The 20,904-nt window shown below is 59.9% G+C and carries 16 protein-coding genes and 3 pseudogenes; 9 read left to right on the forward strand and 10 right to left on the reverse strand.

Translation table 11 applies throughout. From position 1 onward, the window contains the following. Positions 1 to 202: 202 nt before the first annotated feature. From ACYZTX_RS23065 to ACYZTX_RS23075, 3 pseudogenes are all read left to right on the forward strand, one after another. A pseudogene (locus tag ACYZTX_RS23065) lies at positions 203 to 580 on the forward strand (winged helix-turn-helix domain-containing protein); the annotation flags it as partial. Then, a pseudogene (locus ACYZTX_RS23070) lies at positions 580 to 1,628 on the forward strand (sensor histidine kinase). The pseudogenes ACYZTX_RS23065 and ACYZTX_RS23070, both read left to right, overlap by 1 nt. A 127-nt stretch (positions 1,629 to 1,755) precedes the next feature. Further along, positions 1,756 to 2,024 (forward strand): annotated as a pseudogene (locus ACYZTX_RS23075) (histidine kinase); the annotation flags it as partial. Positions 2,025 to 2,152: 128 nt separating this feature from the next. Here the strand turns inward: ACYZTX_RS23075 and ACYZTX_RS23080 are convergent. From ACYZTX_RS23080 to ACYZTX_RS23100, 5 genes are all read right to left on the reverse strand, one after another. Next, a complete protein-coding gene (locus ACYZTX_RS23080) occupies positions 2,153 to 3,208 on the reverse strand; it encodes an AI-2E family transporter (protein ID WP_462035991.1) in 1,056 nt (351 codons plus the stop codon). Positions 3,209 to 3,276: 68 nt separating this feature from the next. Next, on the reverse strand, positions 3,277 to 4,083 hold the full coding sequence (locus ACYZTX_RS23085; protein WP_462035992.1) for a DUF4892 domain-containing protein: 807 nt from the start codon (positions 4,081 to 4,083) through the stop codon (positions 3,277 to 3,279). An 8-nt stretch (positions 4,084 to 4,091) separates the two neighbouring features. After that, positions 4,092 to 4,751 (reverse strand): glutathione S-transferase family protein, encoded by a 660-nt coding sequence (locus ACYZTX_RS23090; protein ID WP_462035993.1) that lies wholly within the window; start codon positions 4,749 to 4,751, stop codon positions 4,092 to 4,094. 50 nt (positions 4,752 to 4,801) lie between these two features. Beyond that, entirely contained in the window at positions 4,802 to 5,656 is an 855-nt protein-coding gene (locus tag ACYZTX_RS23095; protein WP_462035994.1) for an alpha/beta hydrolase, read from the reverse strand. Continuing rightward, the gene (locus ACYZTX_RS23100; protein WP_462035995.1) at positions 5,653 to 6,459 is read right to left on the reverse strand and encodes an alpha/beta fold hydrolase; all 807 of its coding nucleotides are present in this window, start codon (positions 6,457 to 6,459) and stop codon (positions 5,653 to 5,655) included. The genes ACYZTX_RS23095 and ACYZTX_RS23100 overlap by 4 nt, the downstream gene beginning before the upstream one ends. 206 nt (positions 6,460 to 6,665) lie before the next feature. On the opposite strand from ACYZTX_RS23100, the gene ACYZTX_RS23105 reads away from it, so the two are divergent. Then, a complete protein-coding gene (locus ACYZTX_RS23105; RefSeq protein WP_462035996.1) occupies positions 6,666 to 9,464 on the forward strand; it encodes an RHS repeat-associated core domain-containing protein in 2,799 nt (932 codons plus the stop codon). A gap of 41 nt (positions 9,465 to 9,505) precedes the next feature. Here the strand turns inward: ACYZTX_RS23105 and ACYZTX_RS23110 are convergent, their stop codons facing one another. The 5 genes from ACYZTX_RS23110 to ACYZTX_RS23130 all read right to left on the reverse strand — a co-directional run bounded on the left by ACYZTX_RS23110 (position 9,506) and on the right by ACYZTX_RS23130 (position 13,669). Next, positions 9,506 to 9,949 carry a hotdog fold thioesterase gene (locus ACYZTX_RS23110; protein ID WP_462035997.1) on the reverse strand — a complete coding sequence of 148 codons (444 nt, stop codon included), beginning with the start codon at positions 9,947 to 9,949 and terminating at the stop codon, positions 9,506 to 9,508. 32 nt (positions 9,950 to 9,981) lie between these two features. After that, on the reverse strand, positions 9,982 to 11,649 hold the full coding sequence (locus tag ACYZTX_RS23115) for an AMP-binding protein (protein ID WP_462035998.1): 1,668 nt from the start codon (positions 11,647 to 11,649) through the stop codon (positions 9,982 to 9,984). Positions 11,650 to 11,815: 166 nt separating this feature from the next. Next, the gene (sixA, locus tag ACYZTX_RS23120) at positions 11,816 to 12,268 is read right to left on the reverse strand and encodes a phosphohistidine phosphatase SixA (protein WP_462035999.1); all 453 of its coding nucleotides are present in this window, start codon (positions 12,266 to 12,268) and stop codon (positions 11,816 to 11,818) included. After that, positions 12,265 to 12,612 carry a DUF4389 domain-containing protein gene (locus ACYZTX_RS23125; protein WP_462031833.1) on the reverse strand — a complete coding sequence of 116 codons (348 nt, stop codon included), beginning with the start codon at positions 12,610 to 12,612 and terminating at the stop codon, positions 12,265 to 12,267. Before ACYZTX_RS23125 ends, sixA begins: the two co-directional genes overlap by 4 nt. Before the next feature lie 31 nt (positions 12,613 to 12,643). Continuing rightward, positions 12,644 to 13,669 (reverse strand): NAD(P)H-dependent glycerol-3-phosphate dehydrogenase, encoded by a 1,026-nt coding sequence (locus ACYZTX_RS23130; RefSeq protein ID WP_282375661.1) that lies wholly within the window; start codon positions 13,667 to 13,669, stop codon positions 12,644 to 12,646. Positions 13,670 to 13,865: 196 nt separating this feature from the next. Between ACYZTX_RS23130 and ACYZTX_RS23135 the strand changes: the two genes are divergently transcribed. The 5 genes from ACYZTX_RS23135 to fabB all read left to right on the forward strand — a co-directional run bounded on the left by ACYZTX_RS23135 (position 13,866) and on the right by fabB (position 20,816). After that, the gene (locus ACYZTX_RS23135) at positions 13,866 to 15,989 is read left to right on the forward strand and encodes a TonB-dependent receptor plug domain-containing protein (protein ID WP_462036000.1); all 2,124 of its coding nucleotides are present in this window, start codon (positions 13,866 to 13,868) and stop codon (positions 15,987 to 15,989) included. A 1-nt stretch (position 15,990) separates the two neighbouring features. Beyond that, the gene (locus ACYZTX_RS23140; RefSeq protein WP_462036001.1) at positions 15,991 to 16,923 is read left to right on the forward strand and encodes an ABC transporter substrate-binding protein; all 933 of its coding nucleotides are present in this window, start codon (positions 15,991 to 15,993) and stop codon (positions 16,921 to 16,923) included. Beyond that, a complete protein-coding gene (locus tag ACYZTX_RS23145; protein ID WP_462036002.1) occupies positions 16,920 to 18,821 on the forward strand; it encodes an ATP-binding protein in 1,902 nt (633 codons plus the stop codon). The genes ACYZTX_RS23140 and ACYZTX_RS23145 overlap by 4 nt, the downstream gene beginning before the upstream one ends. Before the next feature lie 247 nt (positions 18,822 to 19,068). Continuing rightward, complete coding sequence (gene fabA / locus ACYZTX_RS23150; RefSeq protein WP_042560484.1) at positions 19,069 to 19,584, forward strand: 3-hydroxyacyl-[acyl-carrier-protein] dehydratase FabA; 516 nt, start codon at positions 19,069 to 19,071, stop codon at positions 19,582 to 19,584. Between the two features lie 11 nt (positions 19,585 to 19,595). Further along, positions 19,596 to 20,816, forward strand: a complete 1,221-nt coding sequence (gene fabB / locus ACYZTX_RS23155; RefSeq protein ID WP_461975890.1) for a beta-ketoacyl-ACP synthase I — start codon at positions 19,596 to 19,598, stop codon at positions 20,814 to 20,816. Positions 20,817 to 20,904: the final 88 nt, after the last annotated feature.

Below are 20,904 nucleotides of genomic sequence, written 5' to 3' on the forward strand. Positions count from 1 at the left end.
AATTCGTCGAGACGACTCAAGCAAGACTAGCCCTTGCGCCCATTGTGTCGAGTCAGATACACACACGACACGCCTGCAACACCCTTCAACGTTACCTTCGGCAGCCGCAACACGTCCTTACAGCACTTCCCGCCTCCGGGCCGGACGCCTATGCTGGAACCACAACCTCGCAGCCCATCTTTGTGGTTGGCAGCCTACCTGGCAGATGAACGCGCGCATCCAGACCATCCTGCGCCGGGTGCGCGACGATCGCACTGAACAACGGGCCAACATCCGTTTCGACAACTGGCGCCTGAACAGCGTGCTGCGTCAGTTGATCGCCGCTGATGGCCTGGTGGTGCCACTGTCCAACGCTGAATTCCGTTTGCTTTGGGTGTTCATCGAACGTCCGCGTCGAGTCCTCAGCCGCGAACAACTGCTGGACGCCGCTCGCGGTCGCTCGATCGAAGCCTTTGATCGCAGCATCGACCTGCTGGTCTCGCGCCTGCGCCAGAAACTCGGTGATGACCCGAAAGCGCCCCAGCTGATCAAAACCGTTCGCGGTGAGGGTTATCTGTTCGACGCCAGAGATATCGGCTGATGCGCACACGCTTCGATACGCTATTCGGCCGCCTGTTTGGCATGCTGCTGGTAGCGATCATCCTGGCGCACCTGTTGGCGTTTTTCTGGTTTCACCATTACGGCCCGCCTCCCCCTCCGCCGCCACCCGGGTTTCCGAGGACTTCGACGGGCAGCGTCCACCGATGAACCCGCGCTTCGAAAAACGCCCGCCACGGCCGTGGTTCGGTGGGACATTGGTGCCGCTGACCTTTCAGTCTGTCTCACTGATCATCGCCGCCTGGTACGGCGCCAAACTGTTGAGCCGGCCGATCCAGCGTCTGAGCGATGCCGCCGAGCGGCTGAGCGAAAACCTCGACAGCCCGCCTCTGGATGAATCCGGTCCACGGGAAGCACGGCAAGCGGCGCACACCTTCAACAAGATGCAGCAACGCATTCGTGAACAAGTGCAGCAGCGCTCGCGGATGCTGGGCGCCGTCTCCCACGACCTGCGCACGCCGCTGTCGCGGCTCAAGCTGCGGCTGGAGCAGATCGACGACCACAAACTGCAAGGCCAGATGCGTCAGGATCTGGACGATATGATCAGCATGCTCGACGCCACCCTCACTTACCTGCACGAACAGCGCACCAGCGAATCGGCGCAATGGATGGATGTGCAGGCGCTGGTCGAATCCCTGAGTGAAAACGCCCAGGACCAGGGCGCCGATGTTCTGACCAGCGGCCACTGCGCACCGCTGCAAGTGCAGCCGATGGCGTTGCGCTAGTGCATCAACAACCTGCTGGATAATGCCCTGCGTTATGCCGGGCAGGCAGTGATTACGCTCCAAGACACACGCGAAACACTGGTGATCCGGGTCATCGACCATGGGCCGGGTATCGCGGCGGATAAACGGGAAGCGGTGTTCGAGCCTTTCTACCGCCTGGAAGGTTCGCGCAACCGCAACTCTGGCGGCGTCGGGCTGGGCATGACCATCGCCCGCGAGGCCGCCGAACGCCTAGGTGGACAGTTGAGCCTGGAAGAAACGCCCGGTGGTGGCCTGACAGCCGTGATTCGCCTGCCCCGAGCCTGATTGGCGCTCTGTGTACCGCTCGGTACAAACCTCACATACCCACGACAACTTGCCCCTTGAGGCTGCATAAGCCGGTGCACCCACCGGTTATCCATTCCAAGGAGTGAGCGCAATGATCGCTAGCGTCAGCAGTTACACGAGCTATACCAGCACCAACAGCACCACGACCAACACCGCCCGCAGTCAACAATTTCAGAAAGAACTGCTCGCCAAACTCGACAGCAACAGCGACGGCGCGGTGCGGCGTTGCAAGCCGGCCGTGAGCGAAACACGAACAGCTCCACCGATCAGTCGAACGTGACCGAAGCTCTGAACAAAATGATCGCCAACCTGAGCAAGCAGTACTCGCTCGACAACGTGGCGACCGTGGGCAAGTACCTGAATGTGGCCACTTAAGTCAAAAGCTTCGCGAGCAGGCTCGCTCCCACAGTTGATCTGCATTGATCACATAACTTGTTATCGATACAAAATCAATGTGGGAGCGAGCCTGCTCGCGAAGGGGCCCTAAGCTTCAACCAAAAACCTCAGGGCCGGCGATCGTCAACCCGAGCCTGGCTCTTGCTCCAGTCGGTCAGCAGGCTGTAGGCCACCGCCAACAATGTCGGGCCGATGAACAAACCAATAAACCCAAAGGCAATCAACCCGCCAAACACCCCGAGCAGGACAATCACCAACGGCAAATTGCCGCCCCGGCTGATCAGGTACGGCTTGAGTACGTTGTCGACGCCACTGATGATGAATGTCCCCCAAATCCCGAGAAACACCGCCATCCCGTACTCACCCTTCCAGGCCAGCCACGCCGTGGCCGGAACCCACACCAGTGGCGGCCCCATCGGAATCAGGCTCAGCAAAAACGTAACAATCCCCAGCACCAGCGCCCCGGGAACACCGGCAATCAAGAACCCGATCAACGCCAGAATCGCCTGGGCCGCCGCCGTCCCGATCACACCGTTCACCACCCGCTGCACCGTGCCCGCCACCAATTCAATGTAATACCCGGCACGGTCACCAATCAGCCGTTCCAGCAGCCCATGAACAAACGCCGCCAGACGCGGCCCGTCACGGTAGAAAAAGAACACGAAGACGATACTCAACGTCAGCTCGAGAATCCCGCCGCCAATCTGCGCACTGCGCGCCAGCAACCAATTGCCGACTTGGCCCAGATACGGTTTGACCGCCAGCATCATCGCCGCGCCCTGCTGATCGATGCTGTTCCAGATCCCCACCAGCCGCTCGCCGACCAAGGGCACGCTGCCCAGCCAGGTCGGCGCTTCCGGCAGCCCATCGACTTGCACATCCTTGATGAACGCCGTGGCATCGCGCACATGGTCCGCGAGGTTGAACCCCAGCCACACCAACGGTACCGCCACCAGCAACATCCAGCCCAGCGTCAGCAATGCCGCCGCCAGCGATTCGCGGCCATTGAGCCAACGCGTCAGCAAACGCATCAGCGGCCAACTGGCAAACGCCAGCACCGCGCCCCAGAACAGCGCCGACCAGAACGGCGCCATCACCCAGAAGCTCGCGCCAAACAGCACCAGGAGCAGGATCTGCACCAACAGCCGATCGTTATTGATCATCTAAATCTCGAAAAAGTCAGCCCGCAAAAGAGTAGGCGAACGCGGCTTGCACGTTCGCCTGATAAAGCTTATCGCAACAGTTCGATGTGCAAGCCTGCGCCCTCGACACTGCCGGCTTCCATCCTGGCGGTACGCACACCCTGCCCGATCAGTGCCTGACGCCAGGCTTCGGCCTTCGGCCCGGAAACACTGACCCGCAACGTGGTGTCCAGATTCAATCCACGGGAGATCAAGCGCAGCCAGGCATCGTCAGGATCGCCGGCCAGATTGGGAAAATCGAGCTCACCTGTGCTTTTGAGTTCCCGAAGCAAGGTTGCAGACGTCGGTAGCAAATCACCCAGCGGCGCAGCGGCGTCGAACTGTTCGACATGCAGATAGGCTTTGCGATTGCCGCGAGTGATGCTGTAAAGCGCTACCAGCGTGTTGTCTTGTGGCGCCGCCAAACGCAACAGCAGATACGCCTGCTGATCATCAGCGCCATAGAGCTTGGCGTTGCTGAAGACTTCATTGGCCCACAGGCTGCTTTCGCCGCAATCACGCGCCTGGCACCAGAACAGCAGCTCGGCGCCCTGTTTCTGAAGGGCTTCACGAGCAGCAGTAAAGGCATCGGTGGAGGAATGTTCCGGCGGCAGTTCGTAGGTCACCGAGGTGGTTTGCCCCCGGGCGCTGACCTGACCGTCGAAACGCAACTGACCGCTGATCTTGCGGATCGAACCCAGTGGATAGATCCGCTCAAGTTCGGCGACCGGACGATAGTCGACGATCTGCGCATCGGCCATACGCGGCACGATCAGCAGGTCCTGACTGCCCGGAACATCGGCGGCAAACAACACGGGACTGAAACAACACAGCGCCAGCAGACTGAGTGAACGCATGGATAGACTCATCGGATCAGCATGGCCTGGGCGCCCTTGACGACACTGGCATCATCGATGCGCTCGGGAACCAGCAAACCACGCTGCACCGCCGGACGCGCCTCCATGGTCGCCATCCAGCGCTGCAAGGCCGGCAAACCATCGACCTCGACACCCGACCACTCGTGGCCACGAACCCACGGAAAAGTAGCGATGTCGGCAATGCTGTACTCGCCCGCAAGGAACTCTACGGCTTGCAGACGCGTGTCGAGCACTTCATAGAGGCGACGGGTTTCATGCTGATAACGGTCGATGGCGCCCTGGAGTTTCTCCGGGAAATAACGGAAAAACACGTTGGTTTGGCCTTGCATCGGGCCGATCCCACCCATCTGGAACATCAACCATTGCAACACGACCGAGCGCCCCTTGGGGTCTTTGGGCAGCAGTTTGCCGCTCAGTTCAGCGAGGTAAATCAGGATGGCGCCGGATTCGAACACGGCAAAATCGCCGTTGGCGCGGTCGACAATCGCCGGAATCCGGCCATTGGGATTGATCTTGAGGAAGTCCTTGGACTTCTGTTCCTTTTTGTCGAAACTCAGGGCGTGCACCGTGTAGGGCAGGCTGAGTTCCTCGAGCACGATAGAGACCTTGTGGCCATTCGGGGTCGCAGCGGTGTAGAGATCTATCATGGTTGTCTCCCATTTCAACCCGCCCAGCCTCGACAGTTGCCCGGCGCAAGTCAAGGAACGGCGAAGAACCGATTGAAACAGTCTGCGACAAGGTCGGCGCCGGGTTCGTCATTCAGGTGCAAATGATGGCCGCCAGGCAGCTGTTCACGGCTAAAGGGTAGACGTTCCAGCAACTCGGGATGTTTGGCGAGCATGCCGTCGGCAGCCACCACCAGTTTTGCCGGACAACTGACCCGCTGGACGAAGGCCATCGCCTGTTCGGTGGTCAGACGCAGCGGCGACGGTAACGTGAGGCGGTTATCGGTGCGCCAGGTATAACCACCCGACACCGGCATCAATCCACGTTGGGCCAGTAGTTGCGCGGCTTCGCGACTGACCGCTACCAAGCCTTTCATGCGCGCCTCGATGGCCCGGTCGAGCGTGTTGTAGACCGGTTTGCGCTTCTCCCGCAATTCCAGCTGCGCTTGCAGGGCCATGCCCATCCGTTCGGCAGCGTTTTCGCCTTTGTCCGTAGGAGGAATGATGCCGTCGATCAACGCCAGATGGGTCACTCGCTCCGGCAACGAACCGGCCAGCACCAGCGAAACTATCGCGCCCATGGAATGCCCCAGCAGCGCGAAGCGTTTCCAGCCCAGTTGCTCGGCGACTTGCAGCACGTCATGGGCGTAGTCCCACAGCGCGTAACCGGCACCGGTCGGCCGATGCCCGGAATGACCGTGACCGGCCATGTCCAGCGCAATGATGCGCAAGCCTTTGAGCTTCGGCGCCAGTCGGGCAAAGCTGTTGGCGTTGTCCAGCCAGCCGTGTAAAGCGATCACCGGCAGGCCGTCTTCGGGGCCGAACATGTGCGCTGCCAGCTCGATGTGCGGCAGGCTCAGACGAACTTCTTCAACGACGTTGCTCATGCGCAATCCTGTTGGCGGCGACCTTCCCATCGGCTGAACAGATTTTTCAGCAGCGTGGCTGTGTCCTGGGGACGCTCGAGGGGAAACATGTGGCCGCCGGGCACGGTCAGAGACTCGCCTAACGGCATACGCCCCACAGCGCTTGCGTGATGACGCATCACCACGCGGCTCTTGCGCCCTCGAACGACGGCCAGCGGCACTTTCAACTGACGTGCGCGGCCAGGGCTGGTGTGCGGCACGCCGCGGTAGATGCTGATTTCCGTGGCCGGGTCGAAGCGCAGACGCAGCGTATCGCCGACCTTGTGCAAACCATGTTGCAGGTAGGCGTCGAAACATTCCGGATCAAAGCCGCGAAACAGGGTTTTACCGGCGAAATACAGCCGGGCCGCTTCCAGATCGGCGAACTCTTCGCGCCGCCCCAACGTACGGCCGGCCGGGGTCAGGCGATCGATGAAACCAAAGCGTTTGGCCGCACGGATCACCCATTGATCGGCACGGGTCAGCACCGGCGAATCGAGCATCACCACGCCGCGATAGAGCTCGGGGCACCGCAACGCCGCGTGCAGGTGCAGCACGCCACCGAAGGAATGACCGACGCCCCACACCGGTTCCGGTTGCTGCTTGAGGTGATGAATCAGCTCGTCCACCAGGTTGTACCAGTTGTCGTCCGCCGGAAAACGCGGGTCGTGGGCGTGCTGCTCAAGATGCGTCACCTGATACTCGGGCGCCAGCGCCGCAAACAACTTGCCGTAGGTGCCCGAGGGGAAACCGTTGGCGTGGGCGAAAAATATCTGCTGCGACATACCGGTCGATCCATGAGCTAGAACAGGGGTTGATTGTCCGTAAGACCGGAGCCTACAGCAATGACCGTAAGTGCCAGGAATGATGACAGTCGCGCCGCGGCTATACGTTTTTGCTCAGCGCACCTGTTATTTCTGACAGTTGACACCACAAGAGCAACCGAGAATAACTGCACCTGTTCCGACGCTCTTCAGGGAGTACTACTTTAATGCACGCACAAACCCCGGCAGTCGCCGTGAAGGATCCGCGAGGGCTCAACGTTGCCACCGTGTCCTACTACCGCAACGTGCCTGGCAAGACACCAGAGCCTCGGGTTTATCGCCAATCCTACGATGCCGCTGGCCGTCACACGCTCAGCCGCGACCCTCGCCTGTTCAAACTGCTTGAGACAGAACCGGGTGCCCGGCCAAACCTGAAGACAGTGTTCAGCCTCACGGACACTCCCCTATGCAGTGATAGCGTGGACGCGGGAAGCCGGCTGGTCTTGTTCGGCGTTGCCGGTCAAAACCTCATGAGCTGGGACAGTCTGCTCACTCAGGTCCGGACCGAATACGACCTGTTGCTCCGCCCGGTCAAAACTGTTGAGCAGGCTCCAGGCAAACCCGCAAGAACCAATGCCTTTTACACCTATGGTGACGCGACTGCGGAATCTGCTTCTCTCAATCAATGCAGTCGGCTGATCCGTCAGGATGACGGTGCCGGAACTGTGCATTTCACTGCCTTCGCGCTGACCGGTGGAATCAGCTCGCAGACCCGACATTTTCTCGAAAAACTGGACGAACCAGACTGGCCCAATGATCAAGCCGAAAGAAACCTGTTGAACGAAGCAGGTGGCGGCGCGACCACCGGCAACCACTACGACACCCTGGGATTCGCGATCAGCCAGGAAGATGCACAGGGTAACGTCCAGTTCTCGCACCTGAATGTCGCCGGTCAACTTAGCGAAATAAGCCTGAAACTCGCCGCGCAAACGCAGGAAACGTCACTGCTGAGCGCCATTGACTACAACGCTTTTGGCAACATTGACCGGCAGACTGCCGGCAATGGCGTGATCAGCGAAGCTTGTTACTGCCCACTCGACGGCCGTTTACTTGAGCTCAAGAGCCGACTTCCCGGCAAACCACTGCTGCAACACTTCAGTTACAGCTATGACCGGGTCGGCAACGTTCTCAGCATCAATGATGCGGCCCAACGCACCCGTTTCTTTCGCAACCAGAAAGTCGAATCGACCCGCACCTTTACCTACGACACGTTGTATCAACTGATAGAAGCAAAGGGTTGGCAACGGGTCAACAGCCAGATCAGCCCACAACTGCCAGACTTCGAGTCACCACCTGACCCCGGGCAACTGGAAAACTACTGCCAGACCTACGCGTACGACACCAGTGGCAACCTGACCGAGCTGATTCACAGCGCTGCCAGCCGCAGTCAGACGCAGCGCATCGGCATCTCCAAATACAGCAACCGGGGCCTGCCACAGAAGGACAATGGCGAATTACCCACCGAGAATGAAATAGCCGCCGGATTCGATGCCAATGGCAATAAGAAGGTGCTGCAGCCAAGTCAGAATCTGGCCTGGAATCTGAATAACCGTCTGCAGCAAGTCGATCAGGTGGTACGCGAAGACGCTCCGAATGACACCGAGTTCTACATTTATGACAAGGCCGGTCAGCGTCAACGGAAAATCCGCATCGCCTCCACCGGCACGTTAACCCGTACGCACGAGACGCGATATTTACCAGGGCTGGAAATCCGCACGTCGGCTGATGAAGTCCTGCACGTTATTTCGGTGCAGGCCGGACGGTGCACAGTGCAAGTTCTGCATTGGGAAGAAGGCGGGCCATCAGCCGTTGCCCAGAATCAATATCACTACAGCCTGAATGATCACCTGGGTTCCAGCGCCCTGCTGTTGAATGATCAGGCACAGCTGATCAGCCTGGAAAGTTACTATCCGTACGGTGGGACTGCATGGTGGGCCGGAAACGACAAAATTGAAGCCAGCTACAACACTATTCGCTACAGCGGCAAGGAACGAGATGCTACCGGCCTGTATTACTACGGTGCCAGGTACTACTCGCCGTGGTGGCAACGCTGGCTCAACCCGGATCCTGCCGGAACCGTCGATGGTCTGAATCTTTATCTGTTTGTCCGAAGCAATCCTGTGACCCTTTTCGACCCTGATGGCCGCAACCCTCAACAGGCTATCGAAGCCTTCAATCATATGTTGAGCCAAGGGAGTGCATGGCAGCAGCTTGATAGTCTAGAAGATGGCCTGACTACCTTCCAGCAGCAGTCCAGGAAAAACATCAGGCAGCTTGAATATCGGCTGGGTGAATCAATCGAACTCGAGTCCGCCGAGACACTTTTTATCGATGAATTCAGTAAAAGCCCCTTCCATCTCGTCCATTTTTCCGACCAGGATCTTCGCAAAAATGATGTGGTCGAGCTCTATTCCAGAAAACAACTTATCGAACGTCAGGTGATTTTCAATGAAAACAATACAGCTGAGGGCGATTTGACCTCACTGGGAACCGACGATTTCGTTTTCTTTTCACTGGAAGCCCAAAGAGAGCCTGCCAAACCCAGCAGTCGATTCGGCGATAAACGCTACAGAACTCCTTTTTCGACGTTGCAGGAAAGTGGTCAGGCGCAATACTCCCTGCTTCAGAGTCTCGATATCATTCTCCCAACAAGCAGACCCAAGGGAGCCCCTGCCTGGGTAAAAGATGCCCATGCATACGGAAGAGACTTCGCTTTGAGGGACAACGAAGATGAAGACACTCAACGTCATGGGGCGATGTTTGTGGGCGATGACATGATTCGCGGGATGGGGCTCAACGTCATGATTGATGTCTTGACCTATGCCGAGGATGCGGGAGACACCCTCTACGAAGTGCCTGCCGATACGTTGATGAATAGCCTCTATCGTCCTCAGGTACTGGTTCCAAACTCTGTCCGATTGAAACCGCAGAAATACAGCTACCAACAGACACGCCCGAAAAGTTGAGGCTCCACACCGATGTCTCATTGCCGCCGGCCCGATGAATTTCAACGAGCCGGCGGTGTTTGCCCCAACGGCACCACCGCCATGGTCAACCGCGACACACAACTGGCCTTGCCTTCATCGCTGGTCAAACGGATATCCCAGACATGCGTCGTGCGGCCAATGTGAATCGGCTTGGCCACCGCCGTGACCCGTCCACTGCGCAAGCCGCGCAAATGGTTAGCGTTGATTTCCAGGCCTACGCAGTAAAACTTGCTGGCATCGATGCACAGGTAACTGGCCATCGAGCCGACGGTTTCGGCCAGCACCACCGAGGCGCCGCCGTGCAGCAAGCCGTAAGGCTGGTGAGTGCGGTGGTCGATGACCATGCTCGCGGTCAGGGACTCTTCGTCGAAGGCTTCGAAGCGAATATCCAGCACTTCGCCGATGGTGTTTTTCTGGATTGCGTTCAGCCGCTCGACGTTGGGAGTGGTGCGCCACAGACTCATCGTTGCTTTCCTTGGTTGGTTTTATTCGTGGCTCAATCCTGCCACAGCACCGCTTCGCTGCGCTCGCTCCATTCTTCGAACCGGGCGCCGTAGGTGGCTTCGATCACGTTGCGTTTGATCTTCAGGGTCGGTGTCAGGAAGCCGTTTTCCACCGCCCAACTGTCCTTGACCACCACCAATCGATGCAAGCGTTCGTGTTTGTCGAGCGCGCCATTAACCTCCTCCAGCAATTTTTCCAGGCTTGAATGCAGCCCTGCGCGCGCCGTTCCGCTGGCGTCCTGCTGACCGACCGCCGAGAGCACGCACAACCCCAGCGGCGCACTCAGGCCATCGCCGACCACGCACACTTGCTCGATGCGCGAATGCACCGCCAGCCGATTTTCGATCGGTGCCGGGGCGACGTATTTGCCTTTGCTGGTCTTGAAAATCTCTTTCAGGCGCCCGGTCAGGCGCAGATTACCTTCGGCGTCTTCCTCGCCCTTGTCGCCGGTGCGCAGGAAGCCGTCCTCGGTGATGGTTTCGGCGGTTTTCTCAGGCTCCTTGAAATACCCGAGCATGGTCGCACCGCTGCGCACCATCACCTCGCCCGACTCGGCGATCCGCACCTCAACCTCCGGGCATGGCTTGCCGATCCAGCCGGGTTTGTTCTGGCCCGGCAGGCCAATGTGCGAATAGCCACAGCTTTCGGTCATGCCGTAGACCTCCAGCACATCCAGGCCCAGTTTGCGGTACCACAGCAGCAAGGTCTGCGGCACTGGTGCGGCGCCGGACAAGGCGATGCGCAAGGCATCCAGCCCGAGCCCGACGAGGACTTTGTGCCCGACCCGCTTGCCGATGATCGGCAGACCGAGCAGGAAGTCCAGACGCTTTGCCAGGATCTTGCTGTACACGCCCATCTGGAATTTGGTCCAGATCCTCGGCACGCCAAACAGCGCGGTCGGTCGTGCACGACGCAAATCGGTGAGGAAGGTGTCCAGGCTCTCGGCAAAAAATACCGTTTGCCCGGTGTAGATCGACGCCAGCTCGACGAACATCCGCTCGGCGACATGGCACAGCGGCAGGTAGGACAGCAGCCGATCGGACTCATTCAGGCCGAACAACTGCGTCCCGCGCGTGGTGGCAAACCCCAGATTGGCAAAGCTGTGCATCACGCCTTTGGGCATGCCGGTGGTGCCGGAGGTGTAAATGATGGTCGCCAACTGGTCGGCGGACGGCTTGGGATCGTCCTGGATCGGTGAGCTTTTTTGCAGATCGGCCCAGCTGAAATCGAACGTACCGGGCGGATGCAACGGCAGGCTGATCGTCGGCAGATCAGCGTTGACCCCGCGAGACATGCCAGGCCAGTCATCGAGTTTGCCGATGAACACCAGCGCCGCTTCGGAGTGTTCAAGGACTTGGGCCACGGTCTCGGCGGTGAGGTTCGGGTAGAGCGGCACCGACACATGGCCGGCCATCCAGATCGCCAGGTCGGCGATGATCCAGTGCGCGCAGTTTTTCGAGATCAGGGCGATGTGGCTGCCTTGGGGCAGTTCGCGCGCGCGCAGCCAGTGTGCCGCGCAACGGGCCTGATGCCCGACGTCTTCCCAGGTCAGCGTCTCGACTTGCCCGCCGCCCGTGGGCTGGACCAAAAAGCGCTGGCGGGGATGGCGCGCTTCACGCTCGTAGAAAACGTCCAGCGGCAAACTAAAAGCAGCAGGCATGCGACTCGCTCCTTTATTTTTGGTCTGGAGCAAGCGTAGTCAACCAAGCAGTTGCTCGGTTAATTATTTGTCGGCAAAAACAAGATCAAAAGATCGCAGCCTTCGGCAGCTCCTACAGGTGTACACAATCCATGCAGGAGCTGCCGAAGGCTGCGATCTTTTGCTTTTAGGGGTGTTTGATGCCTTTGAGCTTCATTGCGCCGGCCAGCGGCCCTTCGCCTTCCAGTTCGGCAAGGCCGGCGGTGGGGACCGCTTCCGGGTCTTGCACATGGCCGTGCTGAAGGTAACCCAGCAGGTTGCCCACCAGTGGGTTATGGCTGACCAGCAGCGCGCAATCCACAGACACCAACTGCTCGGCCACCGCTTGCGGGCGGTTGTCGGGGGTCAGCCACTCGACGGTGCGAATCTCAGGTTGGAAGCCCAGGGCTTCACGTATCAGCATCGCGGTCTCCTGCGCTCGCAGGAAAGGACTGGCATAGATCGCGGTGAGCGGCTGGCCGATCAACTCGGCGGCAGTGCGCAGCACCTCTTCACGACCGTGGGCCGTCAGTGCCCGCTCGGAATCAGGACGTTTCCCGTGTGGCTCGGCTTCACCATGACGCAGTATCCAGAGTTTCATAGCTTGGGCTCCTCATCTCGGGCCGGGTGTGGTGCCGGCGCCACGACGTGCGGCGCTTCACCTTCCGGTGTACGCGGCGTTGGCCAGTCGGCGAACGGCCAAGGTTTCTGGTCGCTGTGGAAACTGCCGAAACGACCGATCTGCGCCAGAAACTGGCTCAGGCTGTCGCCGAAATTCATCAGGCTGGCGCTTGGGGCGCCATAGATCAAACGGTAGATCAACTGCACCAGCACCACGGCGCCGAGGATGAATTGCGCCACTTGCCAGACCAGCACGTAGACGATCATCCACAACACCCGCAGCAGGATGGATTCGTACTTGGCTTCTTCTTTCGGATCGTTCATGTCTCGCTCCCTGCCCCTGTCAATTGAGTGCTCAGTTGAAACCACTGGTGGAAATGAAATCGACATCGGTTTTCGGTTCCGCACGCATCAATAGACCGATCACCTGCTCCAGCGTGCGCCCTTCAAACAGGATGGCATGGAGCCCGGCGACCAGTGGCATATACACGCCCACCTCCTGGGCCTTGGCCTTGAGCACCTTGAGGGTGTTGACCCCTTCGGCGACTTCGCCCAGCCGCGTCACGGCGTCTTCCAGGCTCAAGCCCTGGCCGAGGGCAAACCCAACCTGGTAGTTACGGCTTTTCGGCGACGAGCAGGTGACGATCAGATCGCCGACGCCCGCCAAACCGAGGAAGGTCATCGGGTTGGCGCCCTGATTCACCGCAAAACGGGTCATTTCCGCCAACGCCCGGGTGATCAGCATGCTCTTGGTGTTTTCGCCCATGCCCAGCGCCACCGCCATGCCGGCGATGATTGCGTAGACGTTTTTCAACGCGCCACCCAACTCCACGCCGAAGCGGTCGGCGCTGGCGTACACGCGAAAGGTCCGGCCATGCAACGCCTCCTGGACCCGCTGGCAGAGTTCTTCGTCTTCGCTGGCGACCACCGTGGCGGTCAGCGCGTGTTCGGCGATTTCTCGGGCCAGGTTCGGCCCGGACAGCACGCCGATACGCGCTTGCGGGGCGATCTCTTCGAGGATTTCGCTCATGAGTTTGAAGGTGTGGGCTTCGATGCCTTTGGTCAGGCTCACCAGCAGCTTGCCGCTCAAACGTGCGGCGTGAGGTGCCAGCACCGAGCGCAGCGCGCTGGACGGCAGCGCGACGAAGCACAGGTCGCAAGCTTCCAGGGTGGCCAGCAAGTCCGTGACAGGCTCGACGGCCGGAAGAATCTTGATGCCCTTGAGGTAACGCGGGTTCTCGCGATTGACCCGAATGGCCTCGGCCTGTTCAGGGTCACGCATCCACTGCCGCACCTGATGCCCGTTCTCGGCCAGCAGATTAGCCACGGCGGTACCAAAACTTCCGCCTCCCAGGACCGCAATTGGGCGCTGTTCAGTCATATGCAATCCGTTAATCCATACCAGTGGCGATGACGGCATTATACGGAGCGGCCCAGTGGCGGCCAGCCCCCGTATCAATTACCGACACTTGTAGGAAGAAGACCAAGAAAACCGAGGAAAATGCCCACAACGTGACTGGAAAAGTCATTGCGCTCGGTTAACATGCGCGCCAGTTGTTCGCTATCAAGGATGTGTTGTGTCGTTTGGTTCCCCATCACCTCGCTCGCCGCTGGTACTGGCGCTGATTTTCAGCTCGCCATTACTCGCCGACGACTTGTTCCTCGACAGCGAGCCGCTGCCGCAAGTGTTGACCGCGACGCGGCTCAAGCAGTCGCCGGCCGCGGTGCCGGGAAGTATGACGGTGATCGACAGCGAACTGATCAACGCCAGTGGCGCCCGGGACATCAGCGAGTTGCTGCGACTGGTGCCGGGGATGATGGTGGGCAACATCAGCGGTAACCAGGCGGCGGTGAACTATCACGGCACCAACGCGACCGAAGCGCGACGCCTGCAAGTGTTGATCGATGGCCGCTCGGTGTACCGCGCAGGCCTGGCCACGGTGGACTGGAGTGACATTCCGGTGGCCATGGAAGACATCGAACGCATCGAAGTTTTCCGCGGCCCGAACACCGTCAGCTATGGCGCCAATGCGCTGATGGCGGTGGTCAACATCATCACGCGCAACCCGGCCGACAGCCACGGCACGCGGCTGAAAGTCACCCGTGGGCAGCGAGGCATCGACGACTTTTACGCCAGCCAGGGTGTGGGCTGGGACGGCGGCGACCTGCGCCTGTCACTGTCCGGTCAACAAGACGACGGCTTCGACTCGGACCGTAACGGTGCCGATTACCGTGACAGCCGCCGCTTGAATCGCTTCAACCTCGCGGTCAGCCAGACGCTCACTGAAAACCAGAGCATCGACTGGCAATTGAATGCCAAGGACGGAAGCAACCAGCGGCCGTATACCTACCGCCCGGTCTTCTCGGGGATTACTGCTGCCGGGGACAATTCCGACGTCATCGCCAAGGACTACGCCGGCTCGCTGCGCTGGAACCTCGACATCAATCCCGAGCACAGCCTTTATATCCAGGGCTCGGCGCAGCACTGGGATCGTCAGCAAACCTGGCGTGCCTGCGATGCCGAGGTTTCGTTCAGCCCCCAATTGACTGAGCTCTGGCAGCTCAACCCCAATTACACCGAACGCCTGGCGCGCAACATGGAGCGCTATACCGGCCCCGGCGCGCCAGCCGGTGACCCGGCCCAGCGAGCACTGGCCAATCAAGTGCTGGACCAATGGCGAAACGGCGCCCGACAAACCCTCTGCGGCGATATTGACCAGAGCACCCGGGAAACACGCTACGACCTGGAAGTGCAGGACACCCTCAGCCTGTCCGATAGTCTGCGGCTAGTCAGCGGCATGAATTATCGTTACGACCGGGCAGATTCCGAGACTTACTTCAATGGCACCCTGGACGACACCACTTGGCGGGCGTTCGGCCAACTCGAGTGGCGCGCCACCGAGCATTGGTTGCTGCAGGGCGGAGCGATGTTCGAAGACACGCACTTGATTGGCAGTTCGCTCACCCCGCGGGTGGCGGTCAACTACCTGATCAACCCGCGCCATGGCCTGCGGGCGGTGTACTCGGAAGCCATCCGCTCGCCGGACATGTTCGAGAACAACGTCAACTGGAGTTATCAGGTGAAGAACCTGCGACCCAGTGCCTATGGCCAGTCCAGTGCCCGTTATTTCGTCAAGACCCGTGGCCCCGGCGACCTCGAACAGGAACACATGCGCTCCCGGGAACTGGGCTACAACGGCTACTTTGCCGAGTGGGGACTGGCGGTCGATGTGAAGCTGTTCTACGACGAAATCACCGGAATGATCAGCGAACCGCTGCGCAATAATCAGTACATCGCCAGCAACTCGAACAGCTCGCGCTTTACCGGGACCGAAACCCAGCTCGACTGGCGAATCAGCAGCGCCGACCGCCTGCGCCTGACGTATGCCTACGTCGACGCCGAGGCGAGCAACCCGCAGGATGCGCAACAGACGGCTCGAAACAGCGGTTCCGCCGGTTGGCTGCGCAACTGGGGTCATGGCTGGAACAGTGCGCTCTTCTACTATGGTGACGATGCCCTGAACGGTTACCGCTTCGAACGGGTCGACACGCGCATCGCCAAACGCATCGGCCTGGGCAAGGCCAGCCTGGAATTGGCCGGTGTGCTCCAGCAACGCCTCGACAGCCAGCCCACGACCTTCGTCGACAATAACTACGACGAGCGCCGGGTGCTTTACTTCAGCGCGGAGCTGGCGTTCTAGGATGCTGCATCGCCCGTCACGCAAGACGCCAATCCTTGGCCGCCTGCTGGCCGGGTTGTGCCTGGTGTTTGCCGGGCTGTTGAGCAGCCTGGAGGCCACCGCCGCGGACATTCTGCTGACCGGCGCCGAGGACAGCCCGGGCATGCAATCCTTCACCCAGGCCCTGAGCGAATTGCGGCCGGCCGACAGCGTGCGTTTCCAGGCACTGGCCAGTCTGCCGGCGCCTGGCAAGCTGCCCGCCAGCACCCGTTTGATTCTGCTCGACCTGCCGAGCCTCGACTGGCGCCTGCAAGACGCGCAAGGCCCGGCAACGCTGGTGCTGCGCATCAGCCGCCTGCAAGCCCGTCAGCATCTGGGCGCCACCCTGCCCCCGCGCCTCAGCCTGCTCTGGAGCGACCCGCCCCTGGAGCGACAATTGCGCCTGACCCAACTGCTCTTGCCTCAGGTCAAACGGGTCGGCGTGCTCTTCGACAGCCACAGCGAATTCCTCTTGAAAGAACTGCATCAGGCCGCCCACTCCCTGGGCCTTGAGGTGGTCACCGAGCGCTGGGATAACACCAACGACAGCCGGCCGCTGCAGACCTTGCTGAAAAACAGCGACGTGTTGCTGGGCCTTGATGATCCCGATCTGTACAACCCGAAAACCGCGAAGAACCTGTTGCTCAGCAGCTATGCTCGGCAACTGGCGCTGATCGGTCCTAACGCCGGGTTTGTCAGGGCGGGAAGCCTGGCCAGCACCTACAGCGATCAGAGCGATTGGCTGGCGATACTCGACGAACTGCTCGATCGGCCACCGGCCACATGGCCACGCACGCACTACCCGCAACACTTCAAAGTCTTAAGCAACCCACAAGTGGCTCGTTCATTAGGGATTGAACAGATGAATGAAGCCTCTGTCGCAACACAGTTGGCCGAAGGAGAAAAGCGCCCATGACCTTCCGTCGCCGTTGGGACATCAACACCCGCACACAAATCATCAGCCTCGGCCCTGCCCTGTTGCTGACGTTGCTGTTGATCAGTTTCTTCACCTTCGTGCGGATCCAGGACTTGCGCCAGGAGCTCAACCACACCGGGCAGTTGATCGCCAACCAACTGGCACCGGCCACCGAATACGGAGTGATCTCGGGCAACAACGAGGTGCTCGACAGTTTGCTCAAGGCCACCCTGGCCACGCCTAATGTGCGCTTTCTGGAAGTCCAGGACAGCGCCAACCGGATTCTGGTGTACGTCGAGCAGCCGTCGGAAACCCACAACCGCTCGCATCAGGTTGAAGTGTTCCAGGCTCCGGTGCGGCTGCAACGGATCGCGCTGCACAATGATTTCTTCCAGGGCAGCAAAGTCGCCAACACGGCCCCTGCCGAGGACTACCTGGGACGGGTGATCGTCGGCCTGTCCAATGACGCCTTCAGCCAGCGTCAACAGGAAATCCTGTTCAAGGCCGGAATCCTGGCGCTGTTCGCCCTGCTGTTTACTTTTTTGGTGGCCCGGCGACTGGCCGCCAGCCTCTCGCAACCGATCCGCGACATCAGCAACGCGGTCAAGGCGATTCAGGACGGCGACTACAAAACCCCGCTGCCGATCGTCGACGACACTGAACTGGGCGCGCTGTCACAACACATCAACAACCTCGCCGACGGCCTCGAACAAGCCAGCCGCGAACAGCATCAAGCGATGGCGCAGTTGATTCAGACGCGCGAGGAAGCAGAAAAGGCCAACAACGCCAAATCCGATTTCCTCGCGATGATGAGCCACGAACTGCGCACGCCGATGAATGGCGTGCTGGGCATGCTGCAACTGCTGGAAACCACCGCGATGACCGAGGAGCAGGTCGAATACGCGGCGCTCGCCTCGGAGTCCACCGAACACCTGCTCAAAGTCATCAACGACATTCTCGATTTTTCGCGCATCGAGCGCTCGGAACTGGAGTTGGAGCACATTCCGTTCAACCTTGCAGACCTGATCGGCAGTTGCGCCCAGTCGTTCACGCACAGCGCCGTGCAACGCGGGTTAAACCTGACGCTACTGATCCCCGAGGACATGCGCGCATTGCAGGTTCAGGGCGATCCGACGCGCATCCGGCAGATCCTGGTCAACCTGATTGGCAATGCGTTGAAATTCACCGAACGGGGCCGTGTCAGCATCGAACCGCAATGGCAGTCGCTGGATCACGAACTGCTGTGGTTCACCTGCACCGTGCGCGACAGCGGGATTGGTATCTCGGCCGAAAGCCTGGAATTGATGTTCAACGCCTTCCAGCAGGCCGACAGTTCTATTTCGAGGCGTTACGGTGGCACCGGACTGGGCCTGCCGATTGCTCGCACCCTGGCGGAACGCATGGGCGGTACGTTACGCGCCCAGAGCGAGGAAGGACGCGGCTCGGTGTTCACCCTGGAAATCCCGCTGGCACTCTACAAAAAGACGCTGCCGGTGCTGGCACCGCGCACACTGACTGGCAACGGTGATGGCGAAGGGCGAAACGTGTTGCTGGTGGAAGACAATCCGGTCAACCAGACGGTCATCGAAGCAATGTTGCGCAGTCTGGGCTTTACTGTCAGCGTCGCCACCGATGGCGCGCAGGCGGTGAGCAGCGCCGAGAGTCTGATTTTCGAGGCCATTCTGATGGACTGCCGACTTCCCATCATCGATGGCTATGAAGCCACCCGACAGATTCGCCAATTGCCCGGCTGCGCTGACGTGCCGATCATCGCACTGACCGCCAACGCCTTGCAGGGCGACCGTGAAGCCTGTTTATCGGCGGGAATGAACGATTACCTGGCCAAGCCCTTCAAACGCACTGATCTGCAGCAAATTCTGCAGCGTTGGGTGCAGTAGTGCAGGCCTTTCGGCTATCTGCGACTGGCGTGAAAGGCGAAAGTGCGGCAGTCTTAGGCACCCGAACAGGCCCGAAAAGGGGCTTGAATAATAATTTCAGTGCACAAGTGTACATTCATGTCCTTGGTGCTGTGACTTTCACCACAACGCAATAGTCTATGAGTAGGCTGCTGATTCGAGGCATGAACGCTTCGATCAGCCGGGAAGATTTGCCCCACCTGCCGCATGGGATTATTGAGGAGCTCGCATGACCAAACAAAACGCCTTTACTCGGGAAGACCTGCTGCGCTGCAGTCGCGGTGAGCTGTTTGGCCCAGGTAACGCGCAACTGCCCGCCCCCAACATGCTGATGGTGGATCGCATCACCCATATCAGCGAAGAGGGTGGCAAGTACGGCAAAGGTGAATTGGTCGCCGAGCTGGATATCACTCCGGACCTGTGGTTCTTCGCCTGCCACTTCGAAGGTGATCCGGTGATGCCAGGCTGCCTGGGCCTCGACGCCATGTGGCAACTGGTCGGTTTCTTCCTCGGCTGGCAAGGTTTGCCGGGCCGTGGCCGTGCGCTGGGTTCGGGCGAAGTAAAATTCTTCGGCCAAGTCCTGCCGACCGCCAAGAAAGTGACCTATAACATTCAGATCAAGCGCGTGCTGAAGGGCAAGCTGAACCTGGCCATCGCCGATGGTTCGGTCAGTGTCGACGGCCGCGAAATCTACACCGCCGAAGGCCTCCGGGTCGGCGTGTTCACCTCCACTGAAAACTTCTAAGGGTTATCCGCATGCGCCGCGTCGTTATCACTGGTCTGGGCATCGTTTCGTGCCTGGGCAATGACAAAGAGACCGTCTCCGCTAACCTGCGTGCAAGCCGCCCTGGCATCCGGTTCAACCCGGAATATGCCGAAATGGGTCTGCGTAGCCAGGTTTCCGGCTCCATTGACCTTCCCCTCGAAGAGCTGATCGATCGCAAGATCTATCGCTTCGTCGGCCATGCCGCGGCTTACGCCTACCTGGCCATGAAAGACGCCATCACCGACTCCGGTCTGACCGATGAGCAAGTCTCCAACCCGCGTACCGGCCTGATCGCCGGTTCCGGTGGCGCCTCCACGCTGAACCAGATGGAAGCGCTGGACATCCTGCGCGAGAAAGGCGTGAAGCGCGTTGGCCCATACCGTGTAACGCGGACCATGAGCAGCACCGTTTCCGCTTGCCTGGCCACGCCGTTCAAGATCAAGGGCCTGAACTACTCCATCGCTTCTGCCTGTGCCACCAGTGCTCACTGCATCGGTACCGCCATGGAACAGATCCAGATGGGCAAGCAGGACATCGTGTTCGCCGGCGGCGGTGAAGAAGAACATTGGAGCCAATCGTTCCTGTTCGACGCCATGGGCGCACTGTCCAGCCAGTACAACGAAACCCCGGAAAAAGCTTCCCGTGCCTACGACGCCAAGCGTGACGGTTTCGTCATCGCCGGCGGTGGCGGCATGGTCGTGGTCGAAGAGCTGGAACACGCTCTGGCCCGCGGCGCGAAGATCTACGCGGAAATCGTTGGCTACGGCGCGACCTCCGACGGCTACGACATGGTTGCCCCAAGCGGCGAAGGCGCCATCCGCTGCATGCAGATGGCCATGTCCACCGTTGACGCTCCGATCGACTACCTGAACACCCACGGCACTTCGACTCCGGTCGGCGACGTCGCGGAGATGAAAGGTGTACGTGAAGTGTTCGGCGACAAGGCTCCGGCCATCAGCTCCACCAAGAGCTTGTCGGGTCACTCCCTGGGCGCCGCCGGCGTTCACGAAGCGATCTACTGCATGCTGATGATGGAAGGCAACTTCATGGCGGGTTCCGCCAACATCGACGAACTGGACCCGGAAGTGGCTGACATGCCGATCCTGACCAAGACTCGCGAAGACGCCACCATCAACACTGTGATGAGCAACAGCTTCGGCTTCGGCGGCACCAACGCCACGCTGGTACTGAAGCGCTGGCAGGGTAAGTAATACCCCGCCGCTTCACTGCACAAAAAAACGCCCCGACTGGTTCGGGGCGTTTTTTTTTGCACTGTAGGAGCTGGCGAAGCCTGCGATC

The organism is Pseudomonas sp. MDT1-17, from assembly GCF_054898105.1.

Coding starts and splice junctions, on each gene's coding strand:
- ACYZTX_RS23110 (WP_462035997.1), bottom strand. CDS start 9,949: ATGAGTCTGTGGCGCACCACTCCCAACGTCGAGCGGCTGAACGCAATC.
- fabB (WP_461975890.1), top strand. CDS start 19,596: ATGCGCCGCGTCGTTATCACTGGTCTGGGCATCGTTTCGTGCCTGGGC.
- ACYZTX_RS23145 (WP_462036002.1), top strand. CDS start 16,920: ATGACCTTCCGTCGCCGTTGGGACATCAACACCCGCACACAAATCATC.
- ACYZTX_RS23090 (WP_462035993.1), bottom strand. CDS start 4,751: ATGATAGATCTCTACACCGCTGCGACCCCGAATGGCCACAAGGTCTCT.
- ACYZTX_RS23080 (WP_462035991.1), bottom strand. CDS start 3,208: ATGATCAATAACGATCGGCTGTTGGTGCAGATCCTGCTCCTGGTGCTG.
- sixA (WP_462035999.1), bottom strand. CDS start 12,268: ATGAAACTCTGGATACTGCGTCATGGTGAAGCCGAGCCACACGGGAAA.
- ACYZTX_RS23085 (WP_462035992.1), bottom strand. CDS start 4,083: ATGCGTTCACTCAGTCTGCTGGCGCTGTGTTGTTTCAGTCCCGTGTTG.
- ACYZTX_RS23125 (WP_462031833.1), bottom strand. CDS start 12,612: ATGAACGATCCGAAAGAAGAAGCCAAGTACGAATCCATCCTGCTGCGG.
- ACYZTX_RS23105 (WP_462035996.1), top strand. CDS start 6,666: ATGCACGCACAAACCCCGGCAGTCGCCGTGAAGGATCCGCGAGGGCTC.
- fabA (WP_042560484.1), top strand. CDS start 19,069: ATGACCAAACAAAACGCCTTTACTCGGGAAGACCTGCTGCGCTGCAGT.
- ACYZTX_RS23115 (WP_462035998.1), bottom strand. CDS start 11,649: ATGCCTGCTGCTTTTAGTTTGCCGCTGGACGTTTTCTACGAGCGTGAA.
- ACYZTX_RS23100 (WP_462035995.1), bottom strand. CDS start 6,459: ATGTCGCAGCAGATATTTTTCGCCCACGCCAACGGTTTCCCCTCGGGC.
- ACYZTX_RS23130 (WP_282375661.1), bottom strand. CDS start 13,669: ATGACTGAACAGCGCCCAATTGCGGTCCTGGGAGGCGGAAGTTTTGGT.
- ACYZTX_RS23140 (WP_462036001.1), top strand. CDS start 15,991: ATGCTGCATCGCCCGTCACGCAAGACGCCAATCCTTGGCCGCCTGCTG.
- ACYZTX_RS23095 (WP_462035994.1), bottom strand. CDS start 5,656: ATGAGCAACGTCGTTGAAGAAGTTCGTCTGAGCCTGCCGCACATCGAG.